The organism is endosymbiont of unidentified scaly snail isolate Monju (genome assembly GCF_000801295.1).
In the GTDB taxonomy this organism is placed as follows: domain Bacteria; phylum Pseudomonadota; class Gammaproteobacteria; order Chromatiales; family Chromatiaceae; genus MONJU.
In genome coordinates this window covers 2393338-2409612 of the sequence record NZ_AP012978.1, presented here as the reverse complement: position 1 = coordinate 2409612, position 16275 = coordinate 2393338, and the positions used below count along the sequence as shown (strand labels likewise).

The following is a 16275-nucleotide window of genomic DNA, read 5'->3' as shown; positions in this document are numbered from 1 at the left end:
CTCACTCGCGCTCGAAGTGCAGACGCTGGCCCATCTGTCCGGGAGTGACCAGCACGATGCCCTCTTCGGTGACCAGGAAGCGCTGGCGGTCCTTCTCGAGGTCCACGCCGATCTGCATGCCGTCGGGGATCAGGGTGCCCTTGTCGATGATGGCTCGGCGGATGGTGCAGTTCCTGCCGATGCTCACCTTGGGCAGGATCACGCTGTCCTCGATCAGGCTGCCGGTCTCGATCGTGGTGTTGAAGGAGATCACCGAATGCCGCACCAGGGCGCCCGAGATGATGCAGCCGCCGGCCACCAGCGAGTCCACCGCCATGCCGCGCCGGTCCTCGTCGTCGAAGGCGAACTTGGCGGACGGACTCTGTGTCTGGTAGGTCCAGATAGGCCAGTCGCGCCGGTACAGGTTGAGTTCCGGTTCGATATCGCATAGCTCGATGTTGGCCTTCCAGTAGGAGTACAGGGAGCCCACGTCGCGCCAGTAGGCAGGGTGGCCACGCTCGTCCACGAAGGGGTAGGCCACCGCGCGTGCGTCGCGGATCGCCTTGGGAATGATGTCCTTGCTGAAGTCGTGTTCGGATGTCGGCTCCTCGGCGTCGCGGATCAGGATGTCGGCGAGGAACCCCATGGAAAAGATATAGATCCCCATCGAGGCCAGCGCCACGTCAGGGTGTTGCGGTATGGGTTCGGGGTGTGCCGGCTTTTCGGTGAAGCGGGTGATCTCGAGGTTCTCGTCCACCGACATCACGCCGAAGGCGCTGGCCTCGCTCAGCGGCACCTCGATGCAGCCCACGGTGAGGTCCGCGCGGTGTTTCACGTGATGCTGGAGCATGCGGCTGTAGTCCATGGTGTAGATGTGGTCGCCGCCGAGTACCAGCACGTATTTCGGGTTGTGCCGATAGATGATGTCCAGGTTCTGGTAGATGGCGTCGGCAGTGCCCTGGTACCACTCCTGGCGCAGGCGCTGCTGGGCGGGGATGATCTCCACGAACTCACCGATCTCCGGGCGCATGAAGCTCCAGGCGCGTTGCAGGTGGCGGATCAGCGAGTGCGACTTGTACTGGGTGAGCACGCCGATGCGCCGCAGGCCGGAGTTGACGCAGTTCGACAGCGGGAAGTCGATGATGCGGTATTTGGCGCCGAAGGGTACCGCCGGCTTGGCGCGCCACTTGGTGAGGTTCTTCAGGCGCGAGCCCACGCCACCGGCGAGCACCAGCACGAGGGTGTTGCGCGTGAGATCGCTGACCATGCGGGGTTCGACATAGTAGCGATAGAGTTTCTGTTGTTGGTTCTCATCCTTCATGGCGTCAGACCTCTTGCCAGATGAATGACCCCCGCGAGACCGACATCGGCCTGCTCGACCAGGCGTACCGGGGTCTCGCGTGCCACGGCCTGCATGCGCCCGCGGGCCAGGAAACCTTCGAGGAAGGCATCGCCCGCAAACCAGCGTGCCAGGTGCTGGACCACGCCGCCACACAGCCAGATCCCGGCCGCAGGACGGAACAGCAGGGCCAGGTTGCTGACCCAGTTGCCGAGGATGCGCAGGAACAGTGCAATCGCCTCGCGGCTTGTCGCATCGCCGGTCTCGGCGTGTTGCTGGACCTGCTCTGGGGGCAAAGGGTCTTCTGCCGCGGCGAGAAAGGCATGCAGTTCGCCCAGTCCCGGCCCGGACAGCACCCGCTCCCAGGAGACGTGACCATGGCGCTGTGCCAGCCAGGCGTGCAAGGCGCGCTGCCGTGCTTCGGCCGGCGCGAAATCGGCATGCCCGCCTTCGCTGGCCCGGGGCAGCGCGGCCTCGGTAATGTCCGCGTACCAGGCCAGGCCCAGGCCGGTCCCGGGGCCGGTGACCACCGCCGGGCCCCGGCTTGCCGGTGCCGCGGCATGTGGGTTGAGCCAGCGTCCCTCACTGGCGTGCAGTGCCCCCACCGCGGCGCCCTGGAAGTCGTTGAGCAGGCGGATGTGCGCCCGTGGGCAGCAGGCGTGCAGGCCCTCGTGCTTCACTACCCAGCCGAGGTTGGTGAGGTGCATCGGCGCCTCGCCCACCGGGCCCGGCAGGGCCAGTACCATGTACTTGATGGTGGTCGCTGCCACCTGTTCGTCGAGCAGGAAACGTTCGATGATCTGATAGAGGTCGGAAAAGCCGGCATTGCGATAGTGCCGGGTACGGGTCTCCCCGCCGTCGAGCAGCGCCAGACGGGTCCAGGTGCCTCCGACATCGGCGGCCAGTCGGCTCATGGCGCGGTCTCCAGCAGGTTGCGCTCGACCAGCACCCGCGCCTGCGGCAGGTCGGCGACGCGTGTCACCGGCAGGTCTTCACCGGCGCGCCAGGCGCGTAGCGCCTCTTCCTTGCCCTCGCCGCTGACCAGCACCAGCATCTGCCGGCAGGCGCGCAGGCTGGTGGGGCCCAGGCTGACCCGTCGTGACGGTGGCTTGGGGGCGTTCTCGACCGGGATCACCGGCTGGTCGGGCCAATGGTGACCGGGGAACAGGCTGGCAGTGTGGCCGTCCTCGCCCATGCCCAGCAACACCAGGTCGAAGGGCAGGGCAGGGGTGATGGTGGCGGTGTAACGCACAGCCGCGCCCTCGGGGCAGGCCTCGGCGGGAATGGGATGGTGGCGACTGGCGTGTGTCGGCAGGCCGGTCTCTGCGACCAGGCTGGCGTTGCGTTGTGGATCGTCCGCCGGCAGGCAGCGCTCGTCGCCGTAGTACAGGTGCCAGTCGGCCAGCCCCTCGGGTTGTTCGGTGAGCAGCCGATAGGTGGCCAGCGGGGTAGTGCCGCCTGCCAGTACCAGCCGGAAGTGCCCATGGCGGGCGATCGCTTCGGCCGCCGCGGCACGGATCAGGCGCGCTGCCTCGGTGGCCAGGGCGTCCGCGTCCTCGCAGCCGATCCAGGTGGTCATGACTCGGGATCCAGATGATTGCGCCAGTGGTGATGCGGTCGGTCGAAGATACGCCCCACCTCGGCCGGTTCCCAGTTGCCTGCGGGGTAGCTGGCGATGTAGTCGCGCTCGGTGGCCCAGGCATGCAGCACCGGATCGACCACCCGCCAGGCCCATTCCACCTCGTCGTAGCGCAGGAACAGCGAGTTGTCGCCCTCGAGCACGTCGAGCAGCAGGCCCTCGTAGGCGCCGGTCTGGGCATGGTATTCGCAGCGGAAGGGAGCATCCAGGCTGATTTGTCGGGTGGACATGGTCATGCCTGGCCGCTTGACCGTGATCTCGATGCGCAGTGACTCCTCGGGCGACATGCTCATGATCATCCAGTTGGGCGGCGGGCGCTCGATGTGCGCCCTGCGAAAGAAGTGCTTGGGTGGCTGGCGGAAGCTGATGGCGATGGTGGACAGCGCTTCGGCCATGCGCTTGCCGGTGCGCAGGTAGAAGGGCACGTCGCGCCAGCGCCAGTTGTCCACGTAGAGCTTGAGCGCGGCATAGGTCTCGGTGACGCTGTGGGGGTCGACGCCCGGCTCTTCCAGGTAGCCAGGCACGGTCTCGCCGCCGTTGCGGCCGGTGGTGTACTGGGCGCGGAAGGCGCACGCGTTGACCGCCGAGGGATGGATGGGGCGAATGGATTTCAGCACCTTCACTTTTTCGTCGCGCAGGTCGTCGCTGTGCATGGATACCGGCGGTTCCATGGCGATCAGCGACATCAGTTGCATCAGGTGGCTCTGCAGCATGTCGCGCAGCGCCCCGGTGTGCTCGTAGAAACTGGCGCGTGAGCCCACGCCCAGGGTCTCGGTACGGGTGATCTGCACCTGCTCGATGTGGGTGCGGTTCCACAGGGGCTCGAACAGCAGGTTGGCGAAACGGGAGACCAGGATGTTCTGCACCATCGCCTTGCCCATGTAGTGGTCGATGCGGTAGGTCTGGTGCTCGTTCAGGTAGCGCGAGAGCTTGCTTTGCAGGCTGCGCGCGCTCTCCAGGTCGGCCCCGAAGGGCTTTTCGATCACCACCCGGCGCCAGTGCCCGTCGTTCTCGTTCAGCAGCTCGGCCTCGCCCAGTGATTCGATGATGCTGCCATAGCGCGCCGGTGGCAGGGCCACGTAGAACACCCGGTTGTCCGGCCAGTCGCTGCCGTGCAGTGTCTGCCCCAGCTGGTGGTAGGTGTCGGGCGCGGAAAGGTCGCCGCGCAGGTAGTACAGCCGCGATGCAAAACGTTGCCAGGTCTCGGGGACCAGCGGGTCCCGTGCGTGCGCCTCGAGGGCGCCGCGCACATGTTGCTGCCAGCTCTCGCGGCTGTGTTCGCTGCGTCCGTTGCCCAGGATCTTCAGACCGGCCGGCAGCAGTCCCGAGGCGTCCAGGTGGTAGAGCGCCGGGAACAGCTTGCGCTGCGCCAGATTGCCGGTGGCGCCGAAGATGACCAGGCTGCAATCATCACTCATCGAGACATTCCTCGCGTGCATCCGTTGTCCAGTGCGTATGGAAGACGCCCTCGCGGTCGAGGCGCCGGTAGCTGTGCGCACCGAAGTAGTCGCGCTGGGCCTGCAACAGGTTGGCTGGCAGGTTCTCGCTGCGCCAGCCGTCGTAGAAGGCGAGCGCGGCGGACAGCGCGGGTAGCGGGATGCCGAGCTGCACGCCCAGGCGTACCGTTTCGCGCCAGCCCGGGACGGCCTCTTGCACTGCACGGCCGAAGAAGTCGTCGAACAGCAGGTTGGGCAGGTCGGGGGTGTGTGCGAAGGCAGCGGCGATATCGTTCAGGAAACGGCTGCGGATGATGCACCCGGCACGCCACAGCAGGGCGATGTCACCGAAGGCCAGGTTCCAGCTGTGGTTCTCGGAGGCGTCGCGCAGCTGCATGAAGCCCTGGGCGTAGGAGACGATCTTGGCAGCATACAGGGCATCACCGATGGCTGCGATAGCCGCCTCGATGTCGCCCTCGAAGCTCGCCGGGGCGGCCCCGTGCAGCGCGGCGGCGCGTTTGCGCTCGGCCTTGCGCGCAGAGAGTGCGCGCGCGAATACCGCCTCGGCGATCAGGGTGAGCGGCACGCCCAGTTCCAGGGCCTCGGTCACGGTCCAGCGCCCGGTGCCCTTCTGCCCGGCGTCGTCGAGGATGCGCAATACCCGCGGCGTGCCGTCGGGATCGCGCACGTGCAGGATCTCGGCGGTGATCTCGACCAGGTAGGAGGACAGCCGCCCCTGGTTCCACTCGGCGAACAGTGCGGCCAGACGTTCGGTGTCCAGCCCGAGCCCGCGGTACAGCAGGTCCCAGGCCTCGGCGATCAGCTGCATGTCGCCGTATTCGATGCCGTTGTGCACCATCTTCACGTAGTGCCCGGCGCCGCCGCTGCCGACCCAACGGCAGCAGGGTTCACCGTCCTCGGCGCGCGCGGCAATGGCGCGGAAGATGTCACGGATCAGCGGCCAGGCCTCGGCATCTCCGCCGGGCATGATGGATGGACCGTGACGCGCACCTTCCTCGCCGCCGGAGATGCCCATGCCAACGTAACGGATGTCGTGTGCGGCCAGTTCGGCCAGGCGTCGCTCGGTGTCGCGGTAGAAGGAATTGCCGCCGTCGATGAGCACGTCGCCGGGTTGCAGGTGCGGCAGCAGCTGTTCGATTACCTGGTCTACCACCGGGCCGGCGGTAGACCATCATCAGGATCAGGCGCGGTGTGTGCAGGGTGGCGCACAGCCCGGCGTAGTCTTCGCAGCCGATGAACTGTTCGCCGGGGCTGGCCTGCTCGACGAAGTGGTGTACCCGTTCCACGTGGTGGTTGTACACCGCGACCCGGTAGCCATGATCGGCGATGTTCAGTGCGATGTTGCTGCCCATCACGCCGAGCCCGATGACACCGATATTCGCGACCATGGCCCTGTCTCCACCGTTCCTGGACTCCCAAGCGTAGCAGGCGCCGGCGGTTTGGGAGGATTCTCAGAGGCGGAAGTGTTCGCCCAGGTACACCGAGCGCACCTCGGGGTCGGCGAGGATCTCGTCGGGGGCGCCCTGGGCGAGGATGGCGCCGCGGTTCATGATGTAGGCACGCTGACAGATACCCAGGGTTTCGCGCACGTTGTGGTCGGTGATGAGGATGCCGATGCCGGCCTCGCTGAGTTGGCCGATGATGCGCTGGATATCCACCACCGAGATAGGGTCCACGCCAGCGAAGGGTTCGTCGAGCAGCAGGAAACGGGGCTCGGCGGCCAGCGCGCGGGCGATCTCCAGGCGCCGGCGCTCGCCTCCCGACAGGCCGGCGGCCGGATTGTCTGCAAGGTGGCGCAGCCCGAACTCGTGCAGCAGGCGGTCGCATTCCTCGCGCCGCTGCGCACGGCCCAGTTCGCGCCGCAACTCGAGGATGGCGAGCACGTTCTCGGCCACGCTCAGACCGCGGAACACCGAGGGCTCCTGTGCCAGGTAGCCCAGGCCCAGGCGCGCCCGCGCGTGCATGGGGGCATCGGTGACCTCCTGTTCGCCGAGCAGCACCTGGCCCGCGTCCGGCGGGATCAGCCCCACCAGCATGTAGAAGCAGGTGGTCTTGCCCGCGCCGTTGGGGCCGAGCAGGCCCACCACCTCGCCGGCATCGAGGTGCAGCGAGGCGCCGGCGACCACGTCGCGGCCGCGATAGCGCTTGATCAGGCCCTGGGCGGCGAGGCGGGACACGGGCTCACTGGCCGGGCTGGATGGTGATGCGCACCCGTTGCTTGCCCTTGGCGGCGGCGCCGGCCCGCACCTTGTGTTTCACCCGGTCGTAGACGATGCGGTCGCTCTTCATGGTGTTGCCGTTCTGTACCAGTACCGCGTCGCCGATGAGGTAGAGGATCTCGCTGTTCACCACGTATTCGGCCTTGCGCGCGCGCGCCTTGATGCGACCGCGACCAGTATCCTGTTCGAAGCGCACCGGCCGGCCCTCGGCGACGATGCGGTCGGGCTTGCGCTGGCGGTGGTGGATGGTGACGCGGTCGGCGCGCAGGTGCATGCTGCCCTGCCGCAGTTCGACGTTGCCCTTGTAGATGGCGACCTGGCGGCCCTCGTCGATGTCCACGCTGTCGGCGGCCAGGTCCACAGGCTGGCGGCGGTCGCTGTCCAGTGCCGTACTCAGGCTGCTCCAGGTCAGCAGCAGGGCGAGCAGGAAGTGTTCAAGGTGGCGCATAGTATCCCTTTACGTCGGCTAGAAACTTGATGCGTGCCGGATGGTGGAACCAGGCCTGCATGCCGCTGGCATCCAGTCGGTCCCGCCTCGAGCGTACCCTAACCCGTTCGTCGGTCTCCGCATAGCCCTGTTCCGGCTGGATGCGCAGGTTGCGGGTGTCGATGCGCATCGGGCGGACACCTTCCGCCCCTTCGCGGGTGATGTGCACCTCGCCGTCGAGCAGGACGAGGTCGCCTGACGCCGAGACCCAGCCGGTGTCCGCGCGGATCTCCCACGGTGGGGCATCGCGCGAGTGGAGGGTGAGGCGGAGGGTGCGCACCCCGGTGGTGTCGTCGTCACTGTAGTGGCGCAGCTCGGCGGCGCGCAGGGTGCGTGCCGGTCGGCCGTCCCTGCCCATGGTGGTGACGCCCAGTTCGCGCAGGTAATAGTCCACCCGGCGTACGTCGGCGTGCACGGTCGCCTGCTCGCGCGGGGGGGCGGGGCGTTCGGCCAGCCACCAGCTCAGGCCGGCGAGCAGCGCCACCAGGGTCCACACGAACAGGGGGTGGCGCATGGGCTCAGGCCAGGTAGGCGTCGAGGGCGGCGGCGAGCTTGCCCTGGGCGTCCATCAGCAGCTCGCAGACTTCGCGCGCGGCGCCGCGGCCACCGGCGTGGCTGGTGGTCCAGTGTGCATGCCGCCGCACCAGGGCGTGACCGTCGGCCACACAGATGGCCAGGCCGACCCGGGTCATCACCGGCAAGTCCACCACGTCGTCGCCGACGTAGGCGATCTGTGCGTCGTCCAGCCGCAGGCGCCGTTTCAGTTCCTCGTAGGCCTCGAGCTTGTTCTCGATGCCCTGGAAGACGTGCTCTATCCCCAGGCTCTGCATGCGGATGCGCACCACCTCGGAGGTGCGGCCGGTGATGATGGCGATCTTCACGCCGGCCTGTTGCAGCATCTTCATGCCGTGGCCGTCCTTGGAATTGAAGGCCTTGTATTCCTGGCCGTCGTCGCCCAGGAACAGGCTGCCGTCGGTGAGTACCCCGTCCACGTCGAAGATCACCAGTTCGATCTGGCGGGCTCGTGCCTGTAGGTCCTGCATCTCGCTTCCTCCCTCGTCTCAGACCACGCCCGCGCGCAGCAGATCGTGCATGTTGAGCGCGCCGACCAGGCGGTCTTCGCTGTCGACGACCAGCAGGGCATTGATCTGGCGGTCCTGCATGAGTTTCAATGCCTCGGCAGCCAGGCGGTCGGCCTGGATACGCACCCCGCCGCGGGTCATGACGTCACCCACTCGCGCGTCGTGCAGGTCGTGGCGGGCATCGAAACAGCGCCGCAGATCGCCGTCGGTGAAGACGCCGATCAAGGTGTCGCTGGCGTCGAGGATGGCGGTCATGCCCAGGCCCTTGGCGGTCATCTCCAGCAGGGCCTCGCGCAGCGGGTCGGACTCGCGCACCACCGGCAGGCGCTCGCCCTCGTGCATCAGGTCGGAGACCCGCAGCAGCAGGCGCTTGCCCAGGCTGCCACCGGGGTGTGACAGGGCGAAGTCCTCGTGGGTGAAGCCGCGCGCCTGCAACAGGGCGATGGCCAGGGCGTCGCCCATCACCAGCGCGGCGGTGGTGCTGGCGGTGGGTGCCAGGTCCAGCGGGCAGGCTTCCTTCTCGACGCCCACGTCCAGGTGTACCTCGGCTTCGCGTGCCAGGGTGGATCCGGCATTGCCGGTGAGTGCGATCAGCGGCACGCCCATGCGCTTGAGCAGGGGCAGGATGGTCAGCACCTCGCCGGTCTCGCCCGAATTGGACAGCGCCAGCACCACGTCGCCGGGGGTGATCATGCCCAGGTCGCCGTGGCTGGCCTCGCCGGGGTGCACGAAGAAAGCGGGGGTGCCGGTGCTGGCCAGGGTGGCCGCGATCTTGCTGCCGATGTGTCCGGATTTGCCCATGCCGGTCACCACCACCCGGCCCTCGCAGTTCATCATCAGTACGCAGGCGTGGGCGAAGGCCTCGCCGATGCGCTCGTGCAGGGCGGCGACCGCGTTACGCTCGATGTCCACCACCTCGCGGCCGAGTTCGATCATGCGTTCACTGTCGTTGACCATGGTTCAGGCTCCGGGAAGGGTCGGCTGGCTGGAGAGATACAGCCAGGTCTGGTAGGCGAGGAAAACCGCCAGCAGCAGGCCACCCTCCAGGCGGTTGATGGTGCCGTGGCCGTGCTCGCCCCGGCCCATGAAGAAGAGTGCCGCGGTCAGCGCCAGCATCAGTGGCATGTCGCGGCTGAGCACCGAGGCGCTCACCGCCGCCGGCGCGATCAGCCCGGGGACGCTGAGCACCGCGAGCATGTTGAACAGGTTGGAGCCGATCACGTTGCCCACCGCCAGGCCGTCCTCGCCCTTGAGGGTGGCGGCCACGCTGGCGGCCAGTTCCGGAAGGCTGGTGCCAATGGCGACGATGGTCAGGCCGATCACCAGGTCGCTCACCCCCAGTGCGGTGGCGACCTCGACCGCTCCCCACACCAGCAGGCGCGAGCTGGCGATCAGCAACAGCAGACCGAGGAAGGTCCAGACCAGAGCCGCGCCGGTGCCCATGTCGGTGGGGATCTCCTCGGCGAACTCGTCTTCCAGCGGCTCCACCGCGGCGCGTTGCCGGCCCAGGTGCACGATCCAGACCATGGCGCCGACCAGCCCGGTCAGCATCAGCAGGCCGTCGAGCTGTCCCAGATGCCCGTCCGCGAGCATCAGGTAGACCGCCAGCGAGACGCCGGCGAGCAGGGGGTACTCCCGCCACAGCACGTGCGACTTCACCGTGAGTGGCGCGACCAGGGCGCTCACTCCCAGGATCAGGCCGATGTTGGCGATGTTCGAACCGACCGCATTGCCCACTGCCAGCTCGGGGTTGCCCTGCATGGCGGCCATGATGGAGACCAGGATCTCCGGTGCCGAGGTGCCCAGGCCGACCACGGTCAGCCCGATCAGCAGTGGCGAGACGCCCAGGTTGCGTGCCAGCGCAGCCGCGCCGATAACGAAGCGGTCCGCGCCCCAGATGAGCACGACGAAGCCGACAAGGATGGCGCCGGAGGCTAGCAGCATGGGGTCTCTCTACGGATGATACGGGGGCGCATTTTGGCCGAAGCGCGGGGGCCTGTCCAAGACCGGCCATTCAAAGGGCCTTGATGCGGATCTTGCCGCAGCGCGCGCAGCGGTAGCGGGTCACCAGCCGTCCCTGCTTGCTGTCGAACACGCTCTCCTTGTCCACCACCCACTTGTGATGGCCGTGGCGGCACAGGCTCTTGCCCTTGTGGCGTTCGCTGGCCTTGGGGCGTTTGAAGGTTAGGATATCGGCCATCTCGAACTGCTGGTGTGCGATATGAATATGGAAACCGATGATACCGATGACGCCCGCCTGTTGCTGGGCATGGCGGGCTGGCCGCACCCGGAATGGGTGGATGCCTGGTTTCCCGAGGACCTGCCTGAAGACTGGCGCTTTGCGTATTATGCCAACGAGGCGGGTTGCCTGTTGCTGCCGGCGGCCGACTGGCTGGCGCTGGATGCCGAGACGATCGCCGACTGGTGCGAGGATGCCCCGGCCTTCTTCCGCTTCTGGCTGGAGTGGCCGGCCGGCGCCGATCCGGCCGACGCGCGGCTGGCCGCGTTTGGAGACCATCTCGGTGGGGTGCTGGCTGAGAGTGACAATGAGCCCCCGGCGGGCCTGCCGGTGTGGCGGCCGACCGGCGAGGACGCATGGCGAGGCCCGGGCGGGCGGCAGCTGGTGCGCTGGCGTATTGCCGGCGAGGACCTGCGCAGCCTGCGTCGGCGCCTGCAGGTGTTGCCGGCACAGGCCCGGGCACTGGTGCTCGAGGACGTGACGCCGGCCCGGCTTGGCGAGTTGCGTACCCTCGCGGAACTGCTCGGCATTGCTTGACCCGGCAGGGTGGGTTCAACAGAATGCGGGTTCAGCATTTGTTCAGGAACCTCTGATATAACGTCCAGCCATTGTGGCGGGTGCACCACAGGGGCCTATCGCAAACGGCAGAGGGAAAGTGTCCTTGGAACAGTCTCCGGCAGACAATCGGCAAGAACCACTGGTGCGCATCCGCGGGCTGCGCTTTCGCCGGGGCGAGCGCTGGATCTTCGATGGCCTGGACATCGACATCCCGCGCGGTGGCATCACCGCCATCATGGGGCCTTCCGGCACTGGCAAGACCACCCTGCTGAAGTTGATCGGCGGCCAGCTGGTGCCCGATGAGGGCAGCATCGAGGTGGATGGGCACAACGTCCATGCCCTGTCCACCGCCGAGCTCTATCGGCTGCGCATGCGCATGGGCATGCTGTTCCAGAGCGGGGCCTTGCTCACCGATCTGAGCGTGTTCGACAATGTCGCCTTTCCGCTGCGCGAACACACGCGCCTGACCGAGTCCATGATCCGCAAACTGGTGCTGCTCAAGCTCGAGGCGGTCGGCCTGCGCGGTGCGCGCGACCTGATGCCCGCCCAGCTCTCGGGCGGCATGGCACGCCGCGTGGCGCTGGCGCGTGCCATCGCGCTCGATCCCATGATGATCATGTACGACGAACCGTTTACCGGCCAGGATCCCATCTCCATGGGGGTCTTGGTGCAGTTGATCCGCCAGCTCAACGATGCCGCGCACCTGACCAGCATCCTGGTCTCGCACGACGTGGCCGAGACCCTGCAGATCGCGGACAGGGTGTACGTCATTTCCGGCGGACGGGTGGTCGAGTCGGGTTCCCCGGCCGAGCTGGCCGAGAGCGGTGGCGAATGGACCCGGCAGTTCATCCAGGGCCTGCCCGACGGGCCCGTGCCCTTTCACTACCCGGCGCTGCCACTGGCGGACGACCTGTTGCAGGGGGCGGCATGCTGAACCTGCTGGGGGATCTGGGGGCCTGGGGATTGCAGGCGCTGACCCGGCTGGGGCGCGCGCACCTGCTGCTGCTGTCGCTGTTTCGCGGGCTGATCGAGATTCTGCGTCGCCCGCGCCTGCTGGTGGACCAGTTGTTCTCGGTGGGGGTGCTGACGCTGCTCATCATCGGCGTGGCCGGGCTGTTCGTGGGCATGGTGCTGGCCCTGCAGGGATACAACGTGCTGTCGCGCTTCGGTGGCGAGACGGCGCTGGGCTTCATGGTCGCCGCCTCGCTGGTGCGCGAGCTGGGGCCGGTGCTCACCGCCCTGCTGTTCGCCGGGCGTGCGGGTTCTGCACTGACCGCCGAGATCGGCCTGATGAAGGCCACCGAGCAGCTCTCGGGGCTGGAGATGATGGCGGTCAATCCGGAACACCGGGTACTGGCGCCGCGCTTCTTCGCCGGCCTGATCGCGGTGCCGATGCTCGCGGCCCTGTTCAGCTGCCTGGGGGTGCTCGGTGGCTGGATGGTCGGTGGTGGCCTGCTGGGCGTGGATCAGGCGGCGTTCTGGAACGGCATGCAGGACGGTATCGATTTCAATGACGACATCATCAACGGCGTGATCAAGTCGCTGGTGTTCGGCTTCGTGTGCACCTGGATCGCCATTTTCCAGGGCTATGACTGCGTGCCCACCTCCGAGGGCGTGAGCCGTGCCACCACGCGCACCGTGGTGCACTCCTCGCTCGCTGTGCTGGGCCTGGATTTCGTGCTTACCGCCCTGATGTTCGGTTGACCTGAGAGGAACTGATGTGAACCGCAAGAGACAAATCGAAATATGGGTCGGGGTGTTCATGGCGATCGGCTTCGCGGCGCTGTTTCTGCTCGCCATGAAGATCAGCAACCTGGGTACGGCCTACTCGGGCGAACTGTTCCACGTGACGGCACGCTTCGACAATATCGGCGGTCTCAAGGTGAAGGCGCCGGTCACCATCGCGGGCGTCGAGGTCGGGCGGGTGCAGGAGATCCGCTACGATCCGGACGACTTCCGCGCGGTGGTGGTGCTGGGCATCCAGGGCCAGTATCTGGGCAAGATCCCGGACGACAGTTTTGCCAAGATCCTCACGGCGGGCCTGCTCGGTGAGCAGTACATTGGCATCGACCCCGGTGGCAGCGAGGACACGCTCAAGGAGGGCAGCGAGATCAGCATCACCCAGTCGGTGCTGGTACTCGAGGAGGTCATCGGCCAGTTCATCTTTGGCAAGAGCCAGGAAGGAGCGGGAACGGAATGATGAAGAAACGATTGCATGGCTTGCTGACAGGGATGTTGCTGGTGATGACCATGGCGGCGTCCGCGGCCGAGGCGCGGATCGATCCGCAACAGGTGGTGCGCGAGACTGCGGAAAAGGTGCTCGCCGAGGTGACCGCGCGCAAGACCGAGCTGGAGGCCGATCCCTCCCAGCTCTACAGTCTGGTCAAGGACACCGTGGTGCCGCATTTCGATTTCACCGCCATGACCCGCTCGGTCATGGGGCGCTTCTGGCGCCGTGCCACCGAACAGCAGAAACGGCGCCTGGTCGCGGAGTTTCAGGAGATGCTGGTGCGCACCTACGCGACGGCCCTGCTGGGCTATTCCGGGCAGACCATCGAGTACCCAACGGGGCGTTATCCCGAAGACGCCAGCAAGGTGGTGGTCTCCACCCGCATCCGCGCGGCCGGTGGCCCGCCCATTCCCATCGACTACCGCCTGAAGTGGGATGAGAAACGCGGCGAGTGGTTGGTCTATGATGTGGTCATCGACAGCGTCAGCCTGGTGACCAACTATCGCAGCAGCTTTGCGCGGCTGATCCGCGAGGGTGCGCGCAAGGCGAAGAATCCGGCGCAGCGCATGCAGGTGGGCATTGATCACCTGATCGCCACCCTCTCGGCGAAGAACGACGCCTCGGGCCAGAAGAAGGAGCAGAGCGCGGGATGAACGAGGCGGCGGTACGCCAGAACGGTGAAGGGCGCCTCGAACTGAGCGGGGAGCTGGACTTCGATTCCGTGCCGCGGCTGTGGCCGGCGTTGCGCGCCCACCTGGGGCCGGGCGATCCGCTGTCGCTGTCGCTCGCCGGGGTCGAGCAGGCCAACAGCGCGGCGCTGGCCCTGCTGCTGGAGGCGCGCGAGCGGGCGCAGTCCTGTGGCCGCGAACTGCGCTTCGAGGCGGTTCCCGACAACCTCCGCGAGTTGGCCGAGCTTTCGGGCGTGCGCGGTCTACTGGGCCTCGATTGAGGCGCGGACACGACTTTTCCGGCGATTTTTCATTATCATTGCCCCCTTTTCGCGGCCAGTGTGCCGTTTCGACCTGAACCTGGGGCCCGATGCGTGGATAAACTGATCATCAACGGCGGCAGTACCCTTTCCGGTGATGTGCGCATCTCCGGGGCCAAGAACGCCGCCCTGCCCATACTCGCCGCCACCCTGCTGGCCGAGACGCCCATTACCGTGGGCAACATTCCGCACCTGCACGACATCACCACCACCATGGAACTGCTCGGGCAGATGGGGGTGCGCCTGCTGGTGGACGAGAAGATGCGCATCGAGGCCGATGCCAGCGAGATCACCCACCCGGTGGCCCCCTACGAGCTGGTCAAGACCATGCGCGCCTCCATCCTGGTGCTCGGTCCCCTGCTGGCGCGCTGCGGACGCGCCGATGTCTCCCTTCCCGGCGGCTGTGCCATCGGCTCGCGCCCGGTTGACCTGCACATCCGCGGGCTCGAAGCCATGGGTGCCGAGATCCGTGTCGAGAACGGCTACATCCGTGCCCGCGCCGAGCGTCTGCGTGGTGCGCGCCTGGTGATGGACATCGTGACCGTTACCGCCACCGAGAACCTGATGATGGCCGCCACCCTGGCCGACGGGGTGACCGTTATCGAGAATGCCGCGCGCGAGCCCGAGGTGGTGGACCTGGCCAACTGCCTGAACGCCATGGGTGCGCGGATCCGCGGTGCCGGCAGTTCGACCATCGAGATCGAGGGCCTGGACCGCCTGCAGGGGGTGGAATACCAGGTGCTGCCCGACCGTATCGAGACCGGTACCTTCCTGGTCGCCGGCGCCATGAGCTGCGGCCGGGTGCGTACCCGCGATACCGACCCCGCACTGCTCGACGCGGTGCTCGCCAAGCTGCGCGAGGCCGGCGCCGAGATCACCACCGGCGAGGACTGGATCGAGCTGGATATGAAGGGCAAGCGGCCGCGCGCGGTGGACATTCACACCGCTCCCTACCCGGCCTTCCCCACCGACATGCAGGCCCAGTTCACTGCTCTCAATGCAGTGGCCGAAGGTGTGGGCACCATCACCGAGACGGTGTTCGAGAACCGCTTCATGCACGTGCTCGAGCTGCAACGCATGGGCGCCAACATCAAGCTCGAGGGCAACACCGCCATCTGCTCCGGGGTCGAGCGCCTGACCGGCGCGCCGGTGATGGCCACCGACCTGCGCGCCTCGGCCAGTCTGGTGCTCGCCGGGGTGGTGGCCGAGGGCGAGACCGTGGTCGATCGCATCTATCATGTCGATCGTGGCTATCAGAACATCGAAGAGAAGCTGCGCGGCCTGGGTGCCGACATCCGCCGCGTGCCGGGACGCTGACCATGAATTTCCAGGCCCCCATCACCATCGCCCTGTCCAAGGGCCGCATCTTCCGCGACACCCTGCCGCTGCTGGCGCGTGCCGGTATCGAGCCGGCCGAAGACGCGGACAAGACCCGCAAGCTGATCCTGGACACCAATCACCCGAACGTAAAGCTGGTATTGATCCGGGCGACCGACGTACCCACCTATGTGCAGTGGGGCGCGGCCGATTTCGGCGTGACCGGCAAGGACGTGCTCATGGAGCACGGCGGCGAAGGGTTGTACGAACCGCTGGATCTGGGCATCGCCCGCTGCCAGATGTGGGTGGCCGGTTTCCCCGGCGCCGACGTGCACGCGCGACGCCTGCGCGTGGCCACCAAGTATGTGCGCGCGGCGCGTGACTTTTTCGGCGCGCGCGGCCAGCAGGTCGAGACCATCAAGCTCTACGGCTCGATGGAGCTGGCGCCCATCGTCGGCCTCGCTGACCTGATCGTGGACCTGGTCGAGTCCGGCAATACCCTCAAGGCCAACGGCCTGGTGCCGCTCGAGTACATGCACGACATCAGCTCGCGGCTGGTGGTGAACAAGGCCTCGTGGAAGATGAAGCACGCCGACTGTCACGCCCTGGTCGAGCGCCTGCGCGAGGCGGTGGAAGCGGCGGACTGATTTTTTACCGACCACAAAGAGCACGAAGGACACGAAGGAAACGCCGGACAAGGCTCCTCCCCCGCAAGCGGGGGAGGTCGGGAGGGGGGCCTCC

At 67.1% G+C, this 16275-nt stretch carries 19 protein-coding genes and 1 pseudogene; 8 read left to right on the top strand and 12 right to left on the bottom strand.

What is annotated here, in order from left to right; translation table 11 throughout:
- Position 1: 1 nt before the first annotated feature.
- From glgC to EBS_RS11605, 12 genes and pseudogenes are all read right to left on the bottom strand, one after another.
- Positions 2-1300 carry a glucose-1-phosphate adenylyltransferase gene (glgC, locus tag EBS_RS11660; RefSeq protein WP_043108841.1) on the bottom strand — a complete coding sequence of 433 codons (1299 nt, stop codon included), beginning with the start codon at positions 1298-1300 and terminating at the stop codon, positions 2-4.
- On the bottom strand, positions 1297-2232 hold the full coding sequence (locus EBS_RS11655) for a glucokinase (protein WP_052199559.1): 936 nt from the start codon (positions 2230-2232) through the stop codon (positions 1297-1299). Before EBS_RS11655 ends, glgC begins: the two co-directional genes overlap by 4 nt.
- Positions 2229-2897: a 6-phosphogluconolactonase gene (gene pgl, locus EBS_RS11650; protein ID WP_043108840.1), complete on the bottom strand. Its 669-nt coding sequence runs from the start codon at positions 2895-2897 to the stop codon at positions 2229-2231. The genes EBS_RS11655 and pgl overlap by 4 nt, the downstream gene beginning before the upstream one ends.
- A complete protein-coding gene (gene zwf / locus EBS_RS11645; protein WP_043108839.1) occupies positions 2894-4375 on the bottom strand; it encodes a glucose-6-phosphate dehydrogenase in 1482 nt (493 codons plus the stop codon). The genes pgl and zwf overlap by 4 nt, the downstream gene beginning before the upstream one ends.
- Positions 4368-5802: pseudogene (gene gnd, locus EBS_RS11640) on the bottom strand (decarboxylating NADP(+)-dependent phosphogluconate dehydrogenase). Before gnd ends, zwf begins: the two are co-directional and overlap by 8 nt.
- 63 nt (positions 5803-5865) lie before the next feature.
- On the bottom strand, positions 5866-6591 hold the full coding sequence (gene lptB / locus EBS_RS11635) for an LPS export ABC transporter ATP-binding protein (protein ID WP_043108837.1): 726 nt from the start codon (positions 6589-6591) through the stop codon (positions 5866-5868).
- A 4-nt stretch (positions 6592-6595) separates the two neighbouring features.
- Entirely contained in the window at positions 6596-7081 is a 486-nt protein-coding gene (gene lptA / locus EBS_RS11630) for a lipopolysaccharide transport periplasmic protein LptA (protein WP_043108836.1), read from the bottom strand.
- On the bottom strand, positions 7068-7634 hold the full coding sequence (lptC, locus tag EBS_RS11625; protein ID WP_052199558.1) for an LPS export ABC transporter periplasmic protein LptC: 567 nt from the start codon (positions 7632-7634) through the stop codon (positions 7068-7070). Before lptC ends, lptA begins: the two co-directional genes overlap by 14 nt.
- A gap of 4 nt (positions 7635-7638) precedes the next feature.
- A complete protein-coding gene (gene kdsC, locus EBS_RS11620) occupies positions 7639-8163 on the bottom strand; it encodes a 3-deoxy-manno-octulosonate-8-phosphatase KdsC (RefSeq protein WP_043108835.1) in 525 nt (174 codons plus the stop codon).
- 18 nt (positions 8164-8181) lie between these two features.
- Entirely contained in the window at positions 8182-9159 is a 978-nt protein-coding gene (locus tag EBS_RS11615; RefSeq protein ID WP_043108834.1) for a KpsF/GutQ family sugar-phosphate isomerase, read from the bottom strand.
- Positions 9160-9162: 3 nt separating this feature from the next.
- Positions 9163-10146, bottom strand: coding sequence for a calcium/sodium antiporter (locus tag EBS_RS11610; RefSeq protein WP_043108832.1), 984 nt, complete (start codon positions 10144-10146; stop codon positions 9163-9165).
- 70 nt (positions 10147-10216) lie between these two features.
- Positions 10217-10402, bottom strand: coding sequence for a hypothetical protein (locus EBS_RS11605; RefSeq protein ID WP_043108831.1), 186 nt, complete (start codon positions 10400-10402; stop codon positions 10217-10219).
- Between the two features lie 21 nt (positions 10403-10423).
- Here EBS_RS11605 and EBS_RS13180 point away from each other — a divergent pair, with 21 nt between their 5' ends.
- The 8 genes from EBS_RS13180 to hisG all read left to right on the top strand — a co-directional run bounded on the left by EBS_RS13180 (position 10424) and on the right by hisG (position 16181).
- On the top strand, positions 10424-10978 hold the full coding sequence (locus EBS_RS13180) for a DUF72 domain-containing protein (protein WP_148307752.1): 555 nt from the start codon (positions 10424-10426) through the stop codon (positions 10976-10978).
- A 124-nt stretch (positions 10979-11102) separates the two neighbouring features.
- The gene (locus tag EBS_RS11595; protein WP_081999957.1) at positions 11103-11933 is read left to right on the top strand and encodes an ABC transporter ATP-binding protein; all 831 of its coding nucleotides are present in this window, start codon (positions 11103-11105) and stop codon (positions 11931-11933) included.
- Complete coding sequence (mlaE, locus tag EBS_RS11590; RefSeq protein ID WP_043108830.1) at positions 11927-12703, top strand: lipid asymmetry maintenance ABC transporter permease subunit MlaE; 777 nt, start codon at positions 11927-11929, stop codon at positions 12701-12703. The genes EBS_RS11595 and mlaE overlap by 7 nt, the downstream gene beginning before the upstream one ends.
- A 16-nt stretch (positions 12704-12719) precedes the next feature.
- Complete coding sequence (gene mlaD / locus EBS_RS11585) at positions 12720-13199, top strand: outer membrane lipid asymmetry maintenance protein MlaD (protein ID WP_043108829.1); 480 nt, start codon at positions 12720-12722, stop codon at positions 13197-13199.
- Positions 13196-13882 (top strand): MlaC/ttg2D family ABC transporter substrate-binding protein, encoded by a 687-nt coding sequence (locus EBS_RS11580; RefSeq protein WP_043108828.1) that lies wholly within the window; start codon positions 13196-13198, stop codon positions 13880-13882. Before mlaD ends, EBS_RS11580 begins: the two co-directional genes overlap by 4 nt.
- On the top strand, positions 13879-14178 hold the full coding sequence (locus EBS_RS11575; protein ID WP_043108827.1) for an STAS domain-containing protein: 300 nt from the start codon (positions 13879-13881) through the stop codon (positions 14176-14178). The genes EBS_RS11580 and EBS_RS11575 overlap by 4 nt, the downstream gene beginning before the upstream one ends.
- 93 nt (positions 14179-14271) lie before the next feature.
- The gene (gene murA, locus EBS_RS11570; protein ID WP_043108826.1) at positions 14272-15534 is read left to right on the top strand and encodes a UDP-N-acetylglucosamine 1-carboxyvinyltransferase; all 1263 of its coding nucleotides are present in this window, start codon (positions 14272-14274) and stop codon (positions 15532-15534) included.
- Between the two features lie 2 nt (positions 15535-15536).
- The gene (gene hisG, locus EBS_RS11565; protein WP_043108825.1) at positions 15537-16181 is read left to right on the top strand and encodes an ATP phosphoribosyltransferase; all 645 of its coding nucleotides are present in this window, start codon (positions 15537-15539) and stop codon (positions 16179-16181) included.
- The last annotated feature ends 94 nt before the right edge of the window (positions 16182-16275 follow it).

Coding starts and splice junctions, on each gene's coding strand:
- EBS_RS11655 (WP_052199559.1), bottom strand. CDS start 2,232: ATGAGCCGACTGGCCGCCGATGTCGGAGGCACCTGGACCCGTCTGGCG.
- EBS_RS11610 (WP_043108832.1), bottom strand. CDS start 10,146: ATGCTGCTAGCCTCCGGCGCCATCCTTGTCGGCTTCGTCGTGCTCATC.
- zwf (WP_043108839.1), bottom strand. CDS start 4,375: ATGAGTGATGATTGCAGCCTGGTCATCTTCGGCGCCACCGGCAATCTG.
- EBS_RS11580 (WP_043108828.1), top strand. CDS start 13,196: ATGATGAAGAAACGATTGCATGGCTTGCTGACAGGGATGTTGCTGGTG.
- EBS_RS11575 (WP_043108827.1), top strand. CDS start 13,879: ATGAACGAGGCGGCGGTACGCCAGAACGGTGAAGGGCGCCTCGAACTG.
- EBS_RS11605 (WP_043108831.1), bottom strand. CDS start 10,402: ATGGCCGATATCCTAACCTTCAAACGCCCCAAGGCCAGCGAACGCCAC.
- lptC (WP_052199558.1), bottom strand. CDS start 7,634: ATGCGCCACCCCCTGTTCGTGTGGACCCTGGTGGCGCTGCTCGCCGGC.
- pgl (WP_043108840.1), bottom strand. CDS start 2,897: ATGACCACCTGGATCGGCTGCGAGGACGCGGACGCCCTGGCCACCGAG.
- kdsC (WP_043108835.1), bottom strand. CDS start 8,163: ATGCAGGACCTACAGGCACGAGCCCGCCAGATCGAACTGGTGATCTTC.
- mlaE (WP_043108830.1), top strand. CDS start 11,927: ATGCTGAACCTGCTGGGGGATCTGGGGGCCTGGGGATTGCAGGCGCTG.
- lptA (WP_043108836.1), bottom strand. CDS start 7,081: ATGCGCCACCTTGAACACTTCCTGCTCGCCCTGCTGCTGACCTGGAGC.
- EBS_RS13180 (WP_148307752.1), top strand. CDS start 10,424: ATGAATATGGAAACCGATGATACCGATGACGCCCGCCTGTTGCTGGGC.
- glgC (WP_043108841.1), bottom strand. CDS start 1,300: ATGAAGGATGAGAACCAACAACAGAAACTCTATCGCTACTATGTCGAA.
- EBS_RS11615 (WP_043108834.1), bottom strand. CDS start 9,159: ATGGTCAACGACAGTGAACGCATGATCGAACTCGGCCGCGAGGTGGTG.
- hisG (WP_043108825.1), top strand. CDS start 15,537: ATGAATTTCCAGGCCCCCATCACCATCGCCCTGTCCAAGGGCCGCATC.